This is a genomic window from Pseudomonas fontis (assembly GCF_028656955.1).
GTDB lineage: Bacteria > Pseudomonadota > Gammaproteobacteria > Pseudomonadales > Pseudomonadaceae > Aquipseudomonas > Aquipseudomonas fontis.
Genome location: NZ_JAMDGY010000011.1, coordinates 121903 through 137595 on the forward strand (window position 1 = coordinate 121903; position 15693 = coordinate 137595).

Consider the following 15693-nt stretch of genomic DNA (forward strand, 5'->3'; position numbering starts at 1 on the left):
ACCTGCCGGAGAAAACCGATGGATCCTGCGTTGTTCGAAGAGTGGATGATGACCATCCTGGTCACCATCCTGATTGGTTTCATGGGCTTCATCGTCTGGGACCTGGCGAAGAAATCCAAGGCCGGCAAGTTCGGCACCTTCATCCTGTTTTTCGTGTTGGGCCTGGGTATCCTCGCCTTCATCATCAAAAGCGTGGTCATCGGCTTTATCGAAGGCGTCTAGCGCCGCGCGGGGACTTCCCGCCACTGGCCCAGCTCCAGGCCATCAAGCGTCCAGTCACCGATCCGTACGCGCACCAGGCGCAGGGTCGGTAACCCGACCGCCGCCGTCATGCGCCGCACCTGGCGGTTGCGCCCCTCGCGAATCACCAGTTCCAGCCAACTGGTCGGTATGCTTTTACGAAAGCGTACCGGCGGGTTGCGTGGCCACAGGTCTGGCTCCTCAAGCTGGCGTGCCTCGGCGGGCAAGGTCATGCCGTCATTCAGCTCGACCCCCTCACGCAGCTGCTTGAGTTGTTCTTCGCTAGGCTCCCCTTCGACCTGTACCCAATACGTCTTGGGCAACTTGTGCTTGGGGTCGGCGATGCGCGCCTGCAACTGGCCGTCGTTGGTCAGCAGCAGCAAGCCTTCGCTGTCCCGGTCCAGGCGCCCGGCCGGGTACACGCCGGGGATGGCGATGTAGTCCTTGAGGGTGGCCCGGCCTTCGCCGTCGCTGAACTGGGTCAGCACGTCGAAGGGCTTGTTGAACAGGATCAGCCGCGACTCGGCAGGCGCCGCCTTGGGCGGGCGACGCACTGCTGCGGGCTTGGGCGCCGGGCGGCGCGGCTTGCTACGAGGGGGTAACGGCATGGGGCCTCAACGGAACGGCGGCTCATCAAAGCTGCGCAGTTTACGCGAGTGCAGCGAGTTGAGTTCGGTGCGCAGCAGATCAAGCGCGGCAATGCCGATCTTCAAGTGCTGGCTCACCGCCCGGTTGTAGAAGGCGTTGGCCGCCCCCGGCAACTTGATCTCGCTGTGCAGCGGCTTGTCCGATACACACAGCAAGGTTCCGTACGGCACCCGCAGGCGATACCCCTGGGCGGCGATGGTGCCGCTTTCCATGTCCACTGCAACCGCGCGCGACAGGTTGATCAGCGGCCGCTCCTGGGCCCAGCGCAGTTCCCAGTTACGGTCATCGTAGGTCAGTACGGTGCCGGTGCGCAGGCGTTTTTTCAATTCGTCGCCACGCTCGCCAGTAACCTGCGCCGCCGCTTCCTGCAAGGCCATTTGCACCTCGGCCAGGGCCGGGATCGGAATGTTCGGCGGCACCACGCGATCAAGAATGCCGTCACGGCGCATGTAGGCGTGGGCCAGCACGTAGTCGCCGATGGTCTGCGATTGGCGCAAGCCACCACAGTGACCGATCATCAGCCAGCAATGCGGGCGCAGCACCGCCAGGTGGTCGGTGATGTTCTTGGCGTTGGACGGGCCGACACCGATATTGACCAGGGTGATGCCGTCGCCGTCGGCGGCGATCAGGTGGTAGGCCGGCATCTGGTAGCGGTGCCAGACCACCCCGGCCACCAGGGCCTGGGCTTCGCAGTTGTCCATGGCCTTTTCGATCACCACGTTGCCCGGCAGCACCATGCGCACGAAGCGCGGGTCGTCGCGCAGTTGCTCCAGCCCGTGGCTGATGAACTGGTCGACATAGCGGTGGTAGTTGGTCAGCAGGATCCACGGCTGCACATGACGCCAGTCGCTGCCGGTGTAATGCACCAGGCGGCGCAACGAGAAGTCCACCCGCGCCGCATCGAACAGCGCCAGCGGCAACGGGTCGACGTTGGCCCAGTCATACAGGCCGTCGGCAATGCCGTCGGTGGCAGCCGACAGGTCGGTGCTCGGGAACACACGGGCCAGGGCAGCGGCGGTGATGCCGGTACCGGCCAGCTCATCGCCCTGCTCGACCACATAAGGGTACGGAATGTTCTGCTGGCTGACGCCCACTTCGACCATCACGGTGAAGTCGCGCATCAAGGGCCGCAGTTGCTCCAGCAAGTAGCTGCGAAACGCCGCCGGCTGGGTCACGGTGACACTGTAGGTGCCCGGTAGCTGGACCTTGGCATAGGCCCGGGTAATCACCGGGACTTCGCCCTGGTACTGATAGGTCAGACGCAACTCGGGGTAGCGGAACTGCGCGCGCTCTTGCGCGTTCGGCTCGGTGCGGTCCTTGAGGTAGCGCTTGAGCGCCTGGCTCAGGGCCGCGGTGGCAGTTTCGTGCAGGGTCGCCAGGCGATCGACGGCTTGCTCGGCGGTTTCTACGACAATGAAGGCTGCATCAGTACGGCTCACAATGTACTTCCTGTCTGGCGTGCTTGCGCTCATCTTGCCTCTATCTGGAAACAAAGGCACGTACGTTAGAACGGCCAGTTCGGTGTCGCGCGTTGCACCAGGGCCGCCACGTCCACGCCACGCGGCAATACCCCGTAAACCCGGCCACTGCCGCCCAAGCGGCTGGCGATAAAGGCATCGCTGACGGCCGCGTTGCCTGCCTCCAGCAGCAGCTTGGCCTGCAAGCCCACGGCAATATCCTCGGTCAGTTGCCGGGCGCGGTACTGAATGTCGCCGGTGTCGGCGAAGGCACTTTTCAGGTTGCCGATATGCGCGGCCAAACGCGGGTCGCCGTGCCCGTCGCCCAGTTCTGCGAACAACGAGTCCAGCACGCCGGGCTCCTTGGACAGCGCTCGCAGCACATCCAGGCACTGTACGTTGCCCGAGCCTTCCCAAGTCGAGTTCACCGGTGCCTCACGGTACAGGCGCGGCAGGATGCTTTCTTCCACATAGCCGGCCCCGCCCATGCATTCGGCGGCTTCGTTGATCATTGCCGGGGCGCGCTTGCAGATCCAGTATTTGCCCACTGCCGTGATCAAGCGGGCAAAGCGCGCCTGGTGCGGATCGTCCGGCTGGTCCAGGGCATGACCCATGCGCAGGCTCAGCGCCAGCGCCGCTTCGCTTTCCAGGGCCAGGTCCGCCAGCACGTTCTGCATCAACGGTTGCTCGGCCAGCACCCGGCCACCCACCGTACGGTGCGCGCAGTGGTGCGCTGCCTGGGTCAGGGCCTGGCGCATCAGCGCGCTGGAGCCGACCATGCAATCAAAACGGGTCATCGCGACCATCTCGATGATGGTCGGCACACCGCGCCCCTCTTCACCGATCATCCACGCCAACGCACCACGGAACTCGACCTCGCTGGAGGCGTTGGAACAGTTGCCGAGCTTGTTCTTCAGGCGCTGGATATAGAACTGGTTGCGCTGGTCGTCCGGGCGATGGCGCGGCAACAGGAAGCAGCTCAAGCCCTTGTCCGTCTGCGCAAGGGTCAGGAAGGCATCACACATCGGCGCCGAGCAGAACCATTTGTGCCCCACCAACTCGTACGCCTGCCCCGGCCCTGGCGCCCCCACCGGGTAGGCCCGGGTGGTGTTGGCACGCACATCGGTGCCGCCTTGTTTCTCGGTCATGGCCATGCCCAGGGTGACCCCGGCCTTGTGCCGGTCGCCCACGTTGCGCGGGTCGTACTCGGTCGCCAGCACCTTGGGCAGCCAGTACTCGGCCAGCTCCGGTTGCAGCTTGAGCGCCGGCACGGCGGCGAATGTCATGGTCAGTGGGCAGCCGCTACCGGCTTCGGCCTGGCTGTGCAGGTAGGTCATTGCCGCCCGGGCCACATGGGCCCCGGCGCGCGGGTCGGTCCAGGGCAGGGACGGCAGGCCATGCTCGATCGCCGTGCGCATCAGCTCGTGATAGGCCGGGTGAAACTCCACCAGGTCGATGCGATGCCCGTAACGGTCATGGCTGACGAAGCGCGGTTTGTTCTCATTGGCCAGGAAGCCCGCCGCCATTAGCGGCCCCCCAGCCAACGCACCATAGGCGTCGATCCGCGATTCGGCCCACCCCGCACCATAGCGCCGCGACCATTCCTGCAAGGGCAGGTCGATGCGATACAGGTTGCACCCGTCCAGTGACGGCGGCTGGTTGGTGACTTCGTGGGTTTCAGCGTACTGGTGCAGGTTCATCGGGGGCTCCCTGGCAAGATCCGGTCGTGACTGAAAAGTCAGTGAATCACGCCCCGCCCCCGGCTCAAAGTGACAAACACGCCGAATTAGCCGCGATATGCCCCTTGCATCAGCGCCCCGGCAAACCCGGCCGGCACCTGCGCCTGCAGGCTCAATTCAAAGCAACTGCCCTCGCCTGGGCGCGACTCGTGCTGCAAGCGCCCGTCGATCAATTCGGCCAGTTGCCGGCAGATCGCCAGGCCAATGCCCAGGCCGCCGTACTCACGGGTCATCGAACCGTCCATCTGGAAGAAGCGCTGGTACAACATGGCATCGTCCAGGCAGGTGAAGCCGATGCCGCTGTCACGCACGCTGAAGGTCAGGCTCAGGTGCTGCGGGCTCATGCGACTGGCCCGCACCTGCACCAGCACGCCGCCGCGCGAGGTGAACTTGATCGCGTTGTCGAGCAGGTAACTCAGGCACAGCGACAATTTGTGCCGGTCGCCATAGACCGTGTCGGGCAGCTCTGCGCCAGCGTCCAGGTTGAGGAACAGGCCCTTTTCCAGTGCCAGCGGCAGAAAGCGTATGCGCAGTTCATGCAACAGGCCGCGCACGCTGAACAGTTCCGGTTGCGCGTGCAAGCGGCCGGCCTGAAGCTCGGTAAGGATGAGGATGTCATCGACCATGCGCATCATGTTCTGCGCGGCCGCACTGGCCGTGTGCTGGTACTGGGTAAGCTCCTGGTCCATGGTCACGGTCTGCATCAACTCCAGCGAGCCGATCACGCCGTTCATCGGGGTGCGCAGCTCATGGGTGACGGTGGCGAGGAACTCATCCTTGAGCCGGTTGCTGTGGGCCAGTTGCTGGTTCAGCAACTCCAGGGTTTCGCCCGCCTGGCGCAACGTCTGCGCCTGCTCTTCGCGCATGCTGTTGATGCGGTCGGCCAGCGCCAGCGACAGCAGGCAGACTTCCAGCGCCGAGCCGATCTGGCTGGCGTACATGGTCAGGAACACGTTTGGCAGGTAGCCCAGCACCATCAGCGTGTTGATCAGCCCGCCGAGCAGGAACGCCGTCCAGGCGATGATGAAGTAGCGCGCCACGCGCAAGCCACGCCACCAGGCCAGGATCCCCGCACTGAAAATGGTCACGGTGAACACCAGGGCCAGCGCGGTGGCCAGGCGCAGGGCAATGCCATAGCTGAGGGTCAGCGACATCAGCATGACCAGCGCCGAGCAGGCCATCAGCCCCTGCAACGCCCGGTCGACCAGCCGGCTGTGCCGGGCCATTTGCAGGAAGCTGCGGGCGAACTGGCAACCGAACAAACCAGCAGCGCCGATAAACAGCGGCGTGGCCGCATTCGCCCACCACGGGTTGTTCGGCCAGAAGAACTCCACGCCCGCGCCATTGACCGATACCTGGTACAACCCGAACGAGGCGATATAAAGGATGTAATAGAGGTAGCTGGTGTCGCGCACGCTGACATAGATGAACAGGTTGTACAGCAGCATGGCGAGCAATGCGCCATAGATCAGCCCGAACACATAGAAGCGCGTTGGCTGCGCTTCAAGGTACGCATCGCTGGCCCACAAGGTCAGCGGCGCCTGCACCGAGCCCTCGCTTTGCAGGCGCAGGTAGACCGTGGTCGATTGGCCGGGCGCGAAGGGCAGTTCGAAGAGGTAGTTGTTCTGCGCGATCTGCCGGCTGGCATAGGGCAGTGCATCGCCGGTGCGCTGGGTCAGACGAAAGTGCCCTGCTTCATCAGCCTGGTACAGCTCCAGGTGATCGAGCGGCGGATAGGCCAGCTCCAGCAGCCAACTGCGCGGCGCGCTTGGCGCTTGAGCGAGGTAGTGAAGGTCGATACGTAGCCAGAACACCGAGGTCGAGTACCCGGCATTGAGCACGTCGCTGCGGTGCAGCTTGAACTGGTCGGCGAAGTCGGGCGAGCTGACCTGGGCGATACTCGCCGAGCCGTCGCGGTCTTCGTAGACCTGCATCGCACGCCCCAGTGGCACGCTGCGCGTGGAGTCGTCGAAATCGACGGCACTGGCCAGCAATGGCAGCCAGCCCAGCAGAACAATCAGCAAATAGCGCATACAGCCCCAGCATGGCCTGTGCGGTCGCGTCGCGGTTGCCTCCTATCCGTTTGAGACGACGAAATCCGGCAGTGCCTGTTATCGATTTCCGAGCACTCTAGCATAGCTTCATGAGACGACCAGCAACCAGCCTAAAATTTAAAGAAAAGGCTCTATCTCGGCACTCTCAGAGGATACAGAAAAACCAGGAGGGCATATTGTCGAAAAAACTGTGTACAACCGGAAGTCGCGAGAAAAGCGTTTGGTGGTAAGCTCGCGCACCATGAATACCTACAGCTCCCGCCCCGTTGTCCTCTGTCTCTCCGGCCACGACCCCAGTGGCGGTGCCGGCTTGCAGGCAGATATCGAAGCCCTGATCGCCCAAGGCTGTCACGCCGCCCCGACCGTGACCGCCCTGACCGTTCAGAATACTGTCAATGTCACCGACTTCCGCGTGCTCGACCGCGAGTGGGTACTGGCCCAGGCCAATGCCGTGCTCAGCGACTCGACGGTTGCCGCCGTGAAGCTGGGCATGCTCGGCTCGCTGGAAATGGTCGACACGGTGGTCGAACTGCTCAGCGCGCATCCGCATTTGCCGCTGGTCTGCGACCCGGTCCTGCGGGCAGGCGGCGGTGGCCGCCTGGGCAAGGATGAAGTCGGCTACGCCATGCGCGAACGCCTGCTGCCGCTCGCGACCATTGCCACCCCGAACCTGCCTGAAGCACGCATCCTGGCCGAACTGCCGGACGGCACGGCCGACGAATGCGCCGAAAAACTGCTGCCCTACGTCAAGCCCCTGCTGATCCCCGGCGGCCACGGCGACGAGCACGAGATTCACAACCGCCTGTACAGCCGTGACGGCCAACGCCAAACCTGGACCTGCCAACGCCTGCCCGGCAACTATCACGGCTCGGGCTGCACCCTGGCGAGCACCCTCGCCGGTCGCCTGGCCCTGGGCGAGCAACTGCACAGCGCCGTGCGCTCGGCACTGGACTACACCTGGCGTACCCTGCGTGACGCCGAGCAACTGGGCAAAGGCCAATACGTGCCACGTCGCCTGCCGCTGGATTTCTGTTCCTGATTGATCGTCACGAGGTCCCTTGATGAAGTTACGTGGTTTGTATGCCATCACCGACAGCCAATTGCTCGCCGGGCGCTTCCTGCCCTGGGTCGAGGCGGCGCTGGATGGCGGCGTGACCCTGCTGCAATACCGTGACAAGAGTGACGACCAGGCCCAGCGCCTGCGCGAGGCCGAAGCCCTGGCCAGGCTCTGCGAGCGCTACGATACCCAGTTGATCATCAACGATGACGCCGAACTGGCCGCCCGCCTGGGTGTTGGTGTGCACCTGGGCCAGACCGATGGCCCGCTGACTCCGGCCCGTGCCCTGCTTGGGCGCAGCGCGATCATCGGCTCCACCTGTCACGCCCAGCTGGAGCTGGCCGAGCAGGCTGCCGACCAGGGGGCTACCTATGTGGCCTTTGGTCGCTTCTTCAATTCCGTTACCAAACCCGGCGCCCCCGCTGCCAGCGTTGAACTGCTGGAGCAGACCCGCGCCCGGATCAAATTGCCGATAGCCGTGATTGGCGGCATCACCCTGGACAACGCTGCCCCGCTGGTCGCCCATGGCGCTGACCTGCTGGCAGTCATCCACGGGCTGTTCGGCGCCGACAGCGCGCAGGAAGTCACCCGCCGCGCCCGCGCCTTCAACGCCCTGTTCGCATCTGCCTGATTGAGAGAGCCTGACATGTCTCGTTCCGAAACACTGTTCGCCAATGCCCAGAAACACATCCCCGGTGGCGTCAACTCGCCCGTTCGCGCCTTCAAGAGCGTTGGCGGCACGCCGCTGTTCTTCAAGCATGCCGAAGGCGCCTACGTCACCGATGAAGATGACAAGCGCTATGTCGACTACGTCGGTTCCTGGGGCCCGATGATCCTCGGCCACGGCCACCCGGACGTACTCGACTCGGTACGCCAGCAACTGGTGCATGGCCTGTCCTACGGCGCACCAACCGCGATGGAAACCGAGATGGCCGACCTGGTCTGCTCGATCGTGCCGTCGATGGAAATGGTGCGCATGGTCAGCTCGGGCACCGAAGCGACCATGAGCGCGATTCGCCTGGCCCGTGGCTACACCGGCCGCGACAGCATCATCAAGTTCGAAGGCTGCTACCACGGCCACTCCGACAGCCTGCTGGTAAAAGCCGGCTCCGGCCTGCTGACCCAGGGCGTGCCAAGCTCGGCCGGCGTACCGGCGGCGTTTGCCAAACACACCCTGACCCTGCCGTTCAACGATATTGCTGCCGTTGAGCAGATGCTCAGCGACGTTGGCCAGGAAGTCGCCTGCATCATCGTCGAGCCGGTAGCCGGCAACATGAACTGCGTGCCGCCGGCACCAGGCTTCCTCGAAGGCTTGCGCACACTGTGTGACCAACATGGCGTGGTGCTGATTTTTGACGAAGTGATGACCGGTTTCCGCGTCGCGCTGGGCGGTGCCCAGGCCTACTACAACGTTACCCCGGACCTGTCGACCTTCGGCAAGATCGTCGGCGGCGGCATGCCGGTAGGCTGCTTCGGTGGCAAACGCCACATCATGGAACAGATCGCGCCGCTGGGCCCGGTGTACCAGGCTGGCACCCTGTCGGGTAACCCGCTGGCCATGGCCGCCGGCCTGACCACCCTCAAGCTGATCAGCCGTCCTGGCTTCCATGACGAGTTGAGCGCCTACACCAGCCGCCTGCTCGATGGTTTGCAGCAGCGCGCCGATGCGGCGGGTATACCGTTCGTCACCACCCAGGCGGGCGGGATGTTCGGCCTATACTTCAGCGGTGCCGACGATATCGTGACCTTTGATGATGTGATGGCCAGCGACGCCGAGCGCTTCAAGCGCTTCTTCCACCTGATGCTTGAAGGTGGCGTGTACCTGGCGCCGAGTGCGTTCGAAGCGGGCTTCACCTCGATTGCGCATGGTGAAACCGAGCTGAAGATCACCCTGGATGCAGCTGAGCGGGCGTTCGCTAAGCTGAAGTAACACGGGGGCTGCCCTGCAGCCCATCGCCGGCAAGGCCGGCTCCCACACGGTCCTCTGTGGGAGCCGGCCTTGCCGGCGATGGGGCCTGAATATTCACGTTCAGCCTGCCCTTTGGCCGCTGATCGACAGAAAATCGAGTAAAGACTTTGTAAGGTTGGCGCCGCTTATCCCATAATGTGCCACCAGACACTTTGGCCGCAGCTTTGCAGAGGTAAGTCGATCACCATGAACCGCGCCGGCCGCGCCCTTGCACTGGGCTGCCTGTTGCTACTTCAGCCCCTGCTGGCCCAAGCAGGCGGTAACTCGTTGCTGATCCCCGCAACGGGACGCTGCACCCTCTCTGCGCCCCCTGAAGAAATGCCCCAGGCCCTGGCCACCTGCCAGGACGCGGCAAAATCCGGCGACGCGCAAGCACAGTTCGAGCTCGGCGAGTACTACTACGACGGCAAGAACACCCCCCGCGACCTCAAGCAAGCACTCAACTACTTCGAGCAAGCCTCCCTGCAAGGCCACGCCGACGCACAACTGCGCCTGGGCACCATGTTCGCCAAGGGCGAAGGGGTTGCCGCCAACAACGTGCAGGCCTATATCGTGCTGAAGATGGCCGCGGTCAACGGCGCCGAGGATGCGCTGGACCTGGCGGACGAAGTGTCAGAGAAAATGCCCCGCGACGAGCTGGAAGTGGCCACCCAGGTACTCGGGCAGATCTTCCGCAAGTACCTGCTGGAACTGCAGACCGCCGAAGGCCGTACGCCCTTCTCGCCCCTGCCCGACACCAGGCCCTGATTAGCGCGATTACTTCTCGGGCATCGGCACCGGGAATGGCATCACGTTGCCCATCCCTCGCGCCTCGCTGATCTTCGGTGTACCCAAACGCTCGACTTCATCGATGCGCACGATCGAATGCATCGGCACAAAGCTGCGCACAACGCCTTCGAACTGGGCCTTGAGTTTCTCTTCGCTCGGGTCTACGACAACCTGGGTGCGCTCGCCGAAGACGAACTCCTCGATTTCGAGAAAGCCCCACAGATCACTCTGATAGATCTGCTTGGCGTACATCTCGAACACCTGACCCTGGTTGAGAAAGATCACTTTGTAGATAGGGGCTTCACGCTTTGTCATTTTTGACTGGAACAATCGGTGGTAAGAAGCCGCAAACTATACCATAGCGCCGCCTGCCAATCCCCTGGATACGCGCGCCTGACCGCCGTCCTGGCGGCCATCGCCACGGGCCTGGCGACCCTTGATCGTTTCAGCGCTTTCGCAGCATCGTCACTGGGGTTATCCTTGAATCCAATTCCATTGCCGTCGGGCGGCTATAAACGACCTTGAACGCACCCATAGAACCTCATCGCTTCATCCTCGAGCCCTTCGAGGCTCGCCGCTTCGCCAACTTGTGCGGGCAGTTCGACGAGCACCTGCGCCTGATCGAACAACGCCTGGCCATCGAGATCCGCAACCGCGGCAATCAGTTCGAACTGATCGGCGAACCCAAGCACACCACGTCTGCCGAGCAACTGCTGCGTCGTCTCTATCGCGAGGCGAAAGCTACCGAGCTGTCGCCGGACATGGTCCACCTGTTCCTCCAGGAATCCTCCGTCGAAGCGCTGGAACACCCAGCGGTCAACGAAGTGTCGGTATCGCTGCGTACCCGCAAGGGCATGATTCGCCCACGCGGCGTCAACCAGCAGCGCTACGTGAAGGAAATCCTCGCCAACGACATCAACTTCGGTGTTGGCCCGGCCGGTACCGGCAAGACCTACCTGGCGGTGGCCTGCGCGGTTGATGCACTGGAGCGTGAACAGGTGCGCCGCATCCTGCTGGTGCGTCCAGCGGTCGAGGCGGGCGAAAAGCTCGGTTTCCTGCCGGGCGACCTGGCCCAGAAGATCGACCCATACCTGCGCCCACTGTATGACGCGCTGTACGAGATGCTCGGCTTTGAACACGTGGCCAAGCTGATCGAGCGCCAGGTGATCGAGATCGCCCCGCTGGCCTACATGCGCGGGCGCACCCTGAACAACAGCTTCATCATCCTCGACGAAAGCCAGAACACCACGCTTGAGCAGATGAAGATGTTCCTCACGCGGATCGGTTTCGGCTCCACCGCCGTGATCACCGGTGACGTCACCCAGGTCGACCTGCCGCGCGGCACCAAGTCGGGCCTGGCGCACGTCGTCGAAGTGCTCAAGGACGTTCCCGGCATCAGCTTCACCCACTTCCAGCCCAAGGACGTGGTGCGCCACCCCTTGGTGCAACGCATCGTCGAGGCCTACGAGCGCTTCGAGAACCGTCCGCAGGAAACCAGCGCAGGCACCCGTCACGATGCTTGAACTTGACCTGCAACGGGCCACGGATGCTGCTGCCCCGGACGATGCCCTGTTCCGCCGCTGGTGCGAGCTGGCCCTGCGCCAGCGCAGTGCCGACTCGGAGATGACCATCCGCCTGGTGGATGAAGCCGAAGGCCGTGAGCTCAATCACACCTACCGGCACAAGGATTACGCCACCAACGTGCTGTCCTTCCCCGCCGACGTCCCCGACGACCTGCTGGATATCCCGCTGCTGGGCGATCTGGTGATCTGCGTCGCGGTGGTCGAGCGCGAGGCTGCCGAACAGGGCAAGGCCCTGGAGGCGCATTGGGCGCACCTGGTCATCCACGGCTGCCTGCACCTGCTCGGCTACGACCACATCGACGATGAGGAAGCCGAGGAAATGGAAGCATTGGAACGCGAGTTGCTTGCCGAACTGGGTCATCCGGACCCGTACGCCGACGACGAAGACGATTCACCCCACACTGATATCTGCAAGGATCACGAGTAACCGCCATGAGCGAAGATCGATCGAGCACCGGGCAAAAGTCCTGGCTGGGTAAACTGACCCAGGCTTTTGCCCATGAGCCGAAAAACCGCCAGGAGCTTCTTGAGCTGCTGCGCGAAGCCCACCAGAACAAGCTGCTCGACAGCGAAGCGCTGACCATTGTCGAAGGTGCCATCCAGGTCGCTGACCTGCAGGTGCGCGACATCATGGTGCCGCGCTCGCAAATGATGAGCATCAAGGCCTCGCAATCGCCACGGGAGTTCCTCCCGGCGGTGATCGACGCCGCGCACTCGCGCTATCCGGTGGTTGGCGAAAGCCACGATGATGTCCTCGGCGTGTTGCTGGCCAAGGACCTGTTGCCGCTCATCCTCAAGGAGAACGGCGACAGCTTCAACATCAAGGACCTGCTGCGCCCGGCCACCTTCGTGCCCGAGTCCAAGCGCCTGAACGTGTTGCTGCGCGAGTTTCGCGCGAACCACAACCACATGGCCATCGTCATTGACGAATACGGCGGCGTGGCAGGCCTGGTGACCATCGAAGACGTGCTGGAGCAGATCGTCGGCGACATCGAGGACGAGCATGACGTCGAGGAAGACAGCTACATCAAGCCGCTGCCCAGCGGCGACTTCCTGATCAAGGCGCTGACCCCGATCGAGAACTTCAACGAGTTCTTCGACAGCAACTTCTCCGATGACGAGTTCGATACTGTTGGCGGTTTGGTCATGAGTGCCTTCGGCCACCTGCCCAAGCGCAACGAAACCACTGAAATCGGGCCATACCGCTTCCGTATCCTCAACGCCGACAGCCGCCGGATACACCTGCTGCGCTTGACCCCCATCACCCGTTAAGGACAACCATGCGCTGGATCACCCGCCCCGGCTGGCCCGGTAACCTGCTGGCCATGGCGGCCGGCGCACTGACCACCCCGGCACTCGCACCATTCGACCTGTGGCCCCTGGCGCTGGTCGCACTGGGCCTGTTCTACCTCGGCCTGCGCGAGCTCAGCCCGCGCCAGGCGCTGTGGCGCGGCTGGTGCTACGGCTTCGGCCTGTTCGCCGCCGGCACCTGGTGGATCTACGTCAGTATCCATACCTACGGCGGCGCCTCAGCGTTGCTTGCCGGCGGGCTGATGCTGCTGTTCTTCGCCGCCATAGCCTGGTTCTTCGCCTTGCCGGCCTGGGCCTGGGCGCGCTGGCTGCGCCGCAGCGAAGCGCCGTTGGCCGACGCCCTGGGCTTTGCCGCCCTGTGGCTGGCGCAGGAGGCGTTCCGTGGCTGGTTCCTCACCGGTTTCCCCTGGCTCTACTCCGGTTACAGCCAACTGGACGGCCCGCTGGCCGGGCTTGCCCCGCTGGGCGGCATGTGGCTGATCTCCTTCAGCCTGGCCCTGACCGCTGCGCTGCTGTGCAACCTGTACCGTCTGCGCGAGCGCAAATCCTTCCTGGCCATCGGCGTGGTGCTGCTCCTGGCGCCGTGGGTGATCGGGTTGGCACTCAAAGGCCACGCCTGGACCCAGCCGTCCGGCGCCCCACTGAAAATCGCCGCCATTCAGGGCAACGTCGAACAAAGCCTGAAATGGGACCCGGCCCAGCTCAATGCCCAGCTGGCGCTGTACCGCGACATGACGTTCAGCAGCAAACAGGTGGACGTGATCGTCTGGCCGGAAACTGCCGTGCCTGTGCTCAAGGAGTCCGCCCAGGGCTACCTGGACATGATGAGCAGCTTTGCCTCAGACCGTCATTCGGCGCTGATCACCGGCGTACCGGTGCGCGAAGTGGTGCACCAGCAACGGCGCTACTTCAATGGCATCACCGTGGTCGGTGAAGGCGATGGCACCTACTTCAAGCAAAAGCTGGTGCCGTTTGGCGAGTACGTGCCGCTGCAAGACATGCTGCGCGGGGTGATCGAGTTCTTTGACCTGCCGATGTCCGACTTCGCCCGCGGCCCGGAAGACCAGCCACTGCTCCAGGCCAAGGGCTATCAGTTTGCCCCGTTGATCTGCTACGAAGTGGTCTACCCGGAACTCTCCGCCAGCCTTGCGGCGAAAAGCGACGCGCTCCTGACCATCAGCAACGACACCTGGTTCGGCCGCTCCATCGGCCCGCTGCAACACCTGCAGATGGCGCAGATGCGCGCGCTGGAAGCCGGGCGCTGGATGATCCGCTCGACCAACAATGGCGTCACCGCGCTGATCGACCCATTTGGCCAGATCACCACGCAGATCCCGCAGTTCGAGCGCGGCATTCTCTATGGTGAAGTGGTGCCAATGCAGCAGCTCACGCCCTACCTGCAATGGCGTTCGTGGCCACTGGTGATCCTCTGCACCCTGCTGCTCGGCTGGGCCCTGCTGGCCAGCCGGATTGCCCGGACCGTCTAGTAGAAAAGCCGGTACCCGACCAGGCCAGTGATCTCGTTGAGCAACTGGCCGCTCTGCCACAGCGCCTTGTTCTCTGGCATCCAGCCACCGAACGGGCGCCCGTGGTCCTTGCCCAGAAAGCCTACCGGCGCAGGCACCACGCTGAAGCCGGCCTGCTCGAAGCTCCAGACCGAACGTGGCATGTGCCAGGCCTGGGTGACCACCACCACGCGCTTTTTACCTTCGGGCAAGAGCATCGCCGCGCTGAAGGTGGCGTTTTCCCAGGTGGTATGGCTCTGCTCTTCCAGCCAGCGCACTTCGACCCCGAAGTCCCGACGCAGTGAATCGGCCATCAACCGAGCCTCGCTCGGCGGTGAGCCGTAGTGCAGCCCGCCACTGGTCAGCAACGGCAACCCGGACGCCTTGGCCAACTGTGCGGCGTAGCGCATGCGCTCCAGCGCAGTACCCGTCGGTTGGTCGACGGCGCCCCAGGCCGGATCACCACGCTCACGCCCGGCCCCCAGGACCACAATCGCATCAGCCTGCCCGGCCAAGGCCGCCCACTGGTCCATCTGCAACGCCGGAACGCTCTCCAGGGCACGCGCCGACTGCTCCACCACCACCGGCAGGCTCATCAGCAGCAAGCCCCCCAACCCAGTCGCGAAACACAGGCGCGCGGTCCGCGGCCAGCTGTTACGTAGCCACCAAGCAGCAAGCAGCAGCAGGAACAGGACGCCTGGCGGCATGAGCAATTGTTTGAGGAAGTAACGAAACGGCATCGGGCATCTCTCCATGAGGTGCGCGCAGCCTAAGAGGATTGGCACCGGGCAACAATAGCCCGGTGCCGATCAGATCCGAATCCTGCATGCGGCGCACTCCCGCCTGCGCCCTGGCATCCCGAACGGCTATTTGACCTGCTGCGTGCGGGACGGTGTCGAGTTAGTGGAGCGTTTCTTGTCCTTGAGCCAGACTATATTGGCCGAAGGCACTGGCTCCGGTTGCTGCTGTGTGCCGGCGCATCCATGCCCGCCTCCCGGCATTGAGGCCAGGTAAGCTTTAATCACTTCGAATTCTGCGTGGCTCAAACCGCGCAACTCCAGTTCAGCTGGCATTTCATCGCGTAATCGAACGGCAGTCCTGGCAACGTCCAGGGCTAAACCAAGGCGATCGATCAACCGCTCGTACAGCTCCGGTTTCAGTGCTTGTAGCTGCGACTCTCCCATCCGTTCACCTCATTGAAGATATAATTTATCTCCCCCACACATGAGCTTAGCGTTACTCGAAAAAGCGGCTGGACGCCGCGACCAACGGCCCGCGCCAGTCACCCCACTGCAATCAGGGTTTCCCACGACGCGCGGGGGTCATGTATGCTACGGCGTTCACTCTTGACACCGGAATGCC

The 15693-nt window shown here is 63.6% G+C and carries 16 protein-coding genes; 9 read left to right on the forward strand and 7 right to left on the reverse strand.

The genetic code is table 11. From position 1 onward, the window contains the following. Nucleotides 1-18: 18 nt before the first annotated feature. On the forward strand, nucleotides 19-222 hold the full coding sequence (locus M5G11_RS03580) for a DUF2788 domain-containing protein (RefSeq protein ID WP_010222926.1): 204 nt from the start codon (nucleotides 19-21) through the stop codon (nucleotides 220-222). Here M5G11_RS03580 and M5G11_RS03585 read toward each other — a convergent pair. From M5G11_RS03585 to M5G11_RS03600, 4 genes are all read right to left on the reverse strand, one after another. After that, complete coding sequence (locus M5G11_RS03585; protein WP_273909589.1) at nucleotides 219-848, reverse strand: pseudouridine synthase; 630 nt, start codon at nucleotides 846-848, stop codon at nucleotides 219-221. The genes M5G11_RS03580 and M5G11_RS03585 overlap by 4 nt on opposite strands. A gap of 6 nt (nucleotides 849-854) precedes the next feature. After that, nucleotides 855-2360 (reverse strand): AMP nucleosidase, encoded by a 1506-nt coding sequence (gene amn / locus M5G11_RS03590; protein WP_273909588.1) that lies wholly within the window; start codon nucleotides 2358-2360, stop codon nucleotides 855-857. Nucleotides 2361-2392: 32 nt separating this feature from the next. After that, a complete protein-coding gene (locus M5G11_RS03595) occupies nucleotides 2393-4045 on the reverse strand; it encodes an acyl-CoA dehydrogenase family protein (RefSeq protein WP_273909587.1) in 1653 nt (550 codons plus the stop codon). A gap of 86 nt (nucleotides 4046-4131) precedes the next feature. Next, nucleotides 4132-6117, reverse strand: a complete 1986-nt coding sequence (locus M5G11_RS03600) for a sensor histidine kinase (RefSeq protein ID WP_273909586.1) — start codon at nucleotides 6115-6117, stop codon at nucleotides 4132-4134. A gap of 262 nt (nucleotides 6118-6379) precedes the next feature. On the opposite strand from M5G11_RS03600, the gene M5G11_RS03605 reads away from it, so the two are divergent. The 4 genes from M5G11_RS03605 to M5G11_RS03620 all read left to right on the forward strand — a co-directional run bounded on the left by M5G11_RS03605 (nucleotide 6380) and on the right by M5G11_RS03620 (nucleotide 9911). Continuing rightward, nucleotides 6380-7177 carry a hydroxymethylpyrimidine/phosphomethylpyrimidine kinase gene (locus tag M5G11_RS03605; protein ID WP_273925247.1) on the forward strand — a complete coding sequence of 266 codons (798 nt, stop codon included), beginning with the start codon at nucleotides 6380-6382 and terminating at the stop codon, nucleotides 7175-7177. A gap of 22 nt (nucleotides 7178-7199) precedes the next feature. Continuing rightward, entirely contained in the window at nucleotides 7200-7826 is a 627-nt protein-coding gene (gene thiE, locus M5G11_RS03610) for a thiamine phosphate synthase (RefSeq protein WP_273909584.1), read from the forward strand. A 15-nt stretch (nucleotides 7827-7841) separates the two neighbouring features. Beyond that, nucleotides 7842-9125 (forward strand): glutamate-1-semialdehyde 2,1-aminomutase, encoded by a 1284-nt coding sequence (gene hemL / locus M5G11_RS03615; RefSeq protein ID WP_273909583.1) that lies wholly within the window; start codon nucleotides 7842-7844, stop codon nucleotides 9123-9125. Between the two features lie 225 nt (nucleotides 9126-9350). Continuing rightward, nucleotides 9351-9911: a tetratricopeptide repeat protein gene (locus M5G11_RS03620; protein WP_273909582.1), complete on the forward strand. Its 561-nt coding sequence runs from the start codon at nucleotides 9351-9353 to the stop codon at nucleotides 9909-9911. A gap of 9 nt (nucleotides 9912-9920) precedes the next feature. On the opposite strand, the gene M5G11_RS03625 is transcribed toward M5G11_RS03620, so the two are convergent. Next, complete coding sequence (locus M5G11_RS03625; RefSeq protein WP_273909581.1) at nucleotides 9921-10247, reverse strand: DUF1820 family protein; 327 nt, start codon at nucleotides 10245-10247, stop codon at nucleotides 9921-9923. 206 nt (nucleotides 10248-10453) lie between these two features. On the opposite strand from M5G11_RS03625, the gene M5G11_RS03630 reads away from it, so the two are divergent. Genes M5G11_RS03630 through lnt form a run of 4 tightly spaced genes read left to right on the forward strand, consistent with a single transcriptional unit; the run spans nucleotide 10454 to nucleotide 14313 of the window. After that, on the forward strand, nucleotides 10454-11455 hold the full coding sequence (locus M5G11_RS03630) for a PhoH family protein (RefSeq protein WP_273909580.1): 1002 nt from the start codon (nucleotides 10454-10456) through the stop codon (nucleotides 11453-11455). Beyond that, entirely contained in the window at nucleotides 11448-11942 is a 495-nt protein-coding gene (ybeY, locus tag M5G11_RS03635) for an rRNA maturation RNase YbeY (protein WP_273909579.1), read from the forward strand. The genes M5G11_RS03630 and ybeY overlap by 8 nt, the downstream gene beginning before the upstream one ends. Before the next feature lie 5 nt (nucleotides 11943-11947). Further along, nucleotides 11948-12787 (forward strand): HlyC/CorC family transporter, encoded by an 840-nt coding sequence (locus M5G11_RS03640; RefSeq protein WP_273909578.1) that lies wholly within the window; start codon nucleotides 11948-11950, stop codon nucleotides 12785-12787. 8 nt (nucleotides 12788-12795) lie between these two features. Then, nucleotides 12796-14313 (forward strand): apolipoprotein N-acyltransferase, encoded by a 1518-nt coding sequence (gene lnt, locus M5G11_RS03645; protein WP_273909577.1) that lies wholly within the window; start codon nucleotides 12796-12798, stop codon nucleotides 14311-14313. Here the strand turns inward: lnt and M5G11_RS03650 are convergent. Next, nucleotides 14310-15071 (reverse strand): YdcF family protein, encoded by a 762-nt coding sequence (locus tag M5G11_RS03650; protein ID WP_273909576.1) that lies wholly within the window; start codon nucleotides 15069-15071, stop codon nucleotides 14310-14312. The two genes, lnt and M5G11_RS03650, sit on opposite strands and share 4 nt — an antisense overlap. A 126-nt stretch (nucleotides 15072-15197) precedes the next feature. Continuing rightward, nucleotides 15198-15515: a hypothetical protein gene (locus tag M5G11_RS03655; RefSeq protein ID WP_273909575.1), complete on the reverse strand. Its 318-nt coding sequence runs from the start codon at nucleotides 15513-15515 to the stop codon at nucleotides 15198-15200. Nucleotides 15516-15693 lie beyond the last annotated feature (178 nt).

Coding starts and splice junctions, on each gene's coding strand:
- M5G11_RS03625 (WP_273909581.1), bottom strand. CDS start 10,247: ATGACAAAGCGTGAAGCCCCTATCTACAAAGTGATCTTTCTCAACCAG.
- M5G11_RS03620 (WP_273909582.1), top strand. CDS start 9,351: ATGAACCGCGCCGGCCGCGCCCTTGCACTGGGCTGCCTGTTGCTACTT.
- M5G11_RS03650 (WP_273909576.1), bottom strand. CDS start 15,071: ATGCCGTTTCGTTACTTCCTCAAACAATTGCTCATGCCGCCAGGCGTC.
- amn (WP_273909588.1), bottom strand. CDS start 2,360: ATGAGCGCAAGCACGCCAGACAGGAAGTACATTGTGAGCCGTACTGAT.
- M5G11_RS03655 (WP_273909575.1), bottom strand. CDS start 15,515: ATGGGAGAGTCGCAGCTACAAGCACTGAAACCGGAGCTGTACGAGCGG.
- M5G11_RS03585 (WP_273909589.1), bottom strand. CDS start 848: ATGCCGTTACCCCCTCGTAGCAAGCCGCGCCGCCCGGCGCCCAAGCCC.
- ybeY (WP_273909579.1), top strand. CDS start 11,448: ATGCTTGAACTTGACCTGCAACGGGCCACGGATGCTGCTGCCCCGGAC.
- M5G11_RS03640 (WP_273909578.1), top strand. CDS start 11,948: ATGAGCGAAGATCGATCGAGCACCGGGCAAAAGTCCTGGCTGGGTAAA.
- M5G11_RS03580 (WP_010222926.1), top strand. CDS start 19: ATGGATCCTGCGTTGTTCGAAGAGTGGATGATGACCATCCTGGTCACC.
- M5G11_RS03605 (WP_273925247.1), top strand. CDS start 6,380: ATGAATACCTACAGCTCCCGCCCCGTTGTCCTCTGTCTCTCCGGCCAC.
- hemL (WP_273909583.1), top strand. CDS start 7,842: ATGTCTCGTTCCGAAACACTGTTCGCCAATGCCCAGAAACACATCCCC.
- M5G11_RS03595 (WP_273909587.1), bottom strand. CDS start 4,045: ATGAACCTGCACCAGTACGCTGAAACCCACGAAGTCACCAACCAGCCG.
- lnt (WP_273909577.1), top strand. CDS start 12,796: ATGCGCTGGATCACCCGCCCCGGCTGGCCCGGTAACCTGCTGGCCATG.
- thiE (WP_273909584.1), top strand. CDS start 7,200: ATGAAGTTACGTGGTTTGTATGCCATCACCGACAGCCAATTGCTCGCC.
- M5G11_RS03600 (WP_273909586.1), bottom strand. CDS start 6,117: ATGCGCTATTTGCTGATTGTTCTGCTGGGCTGGCTGCCATTGCTGGCC.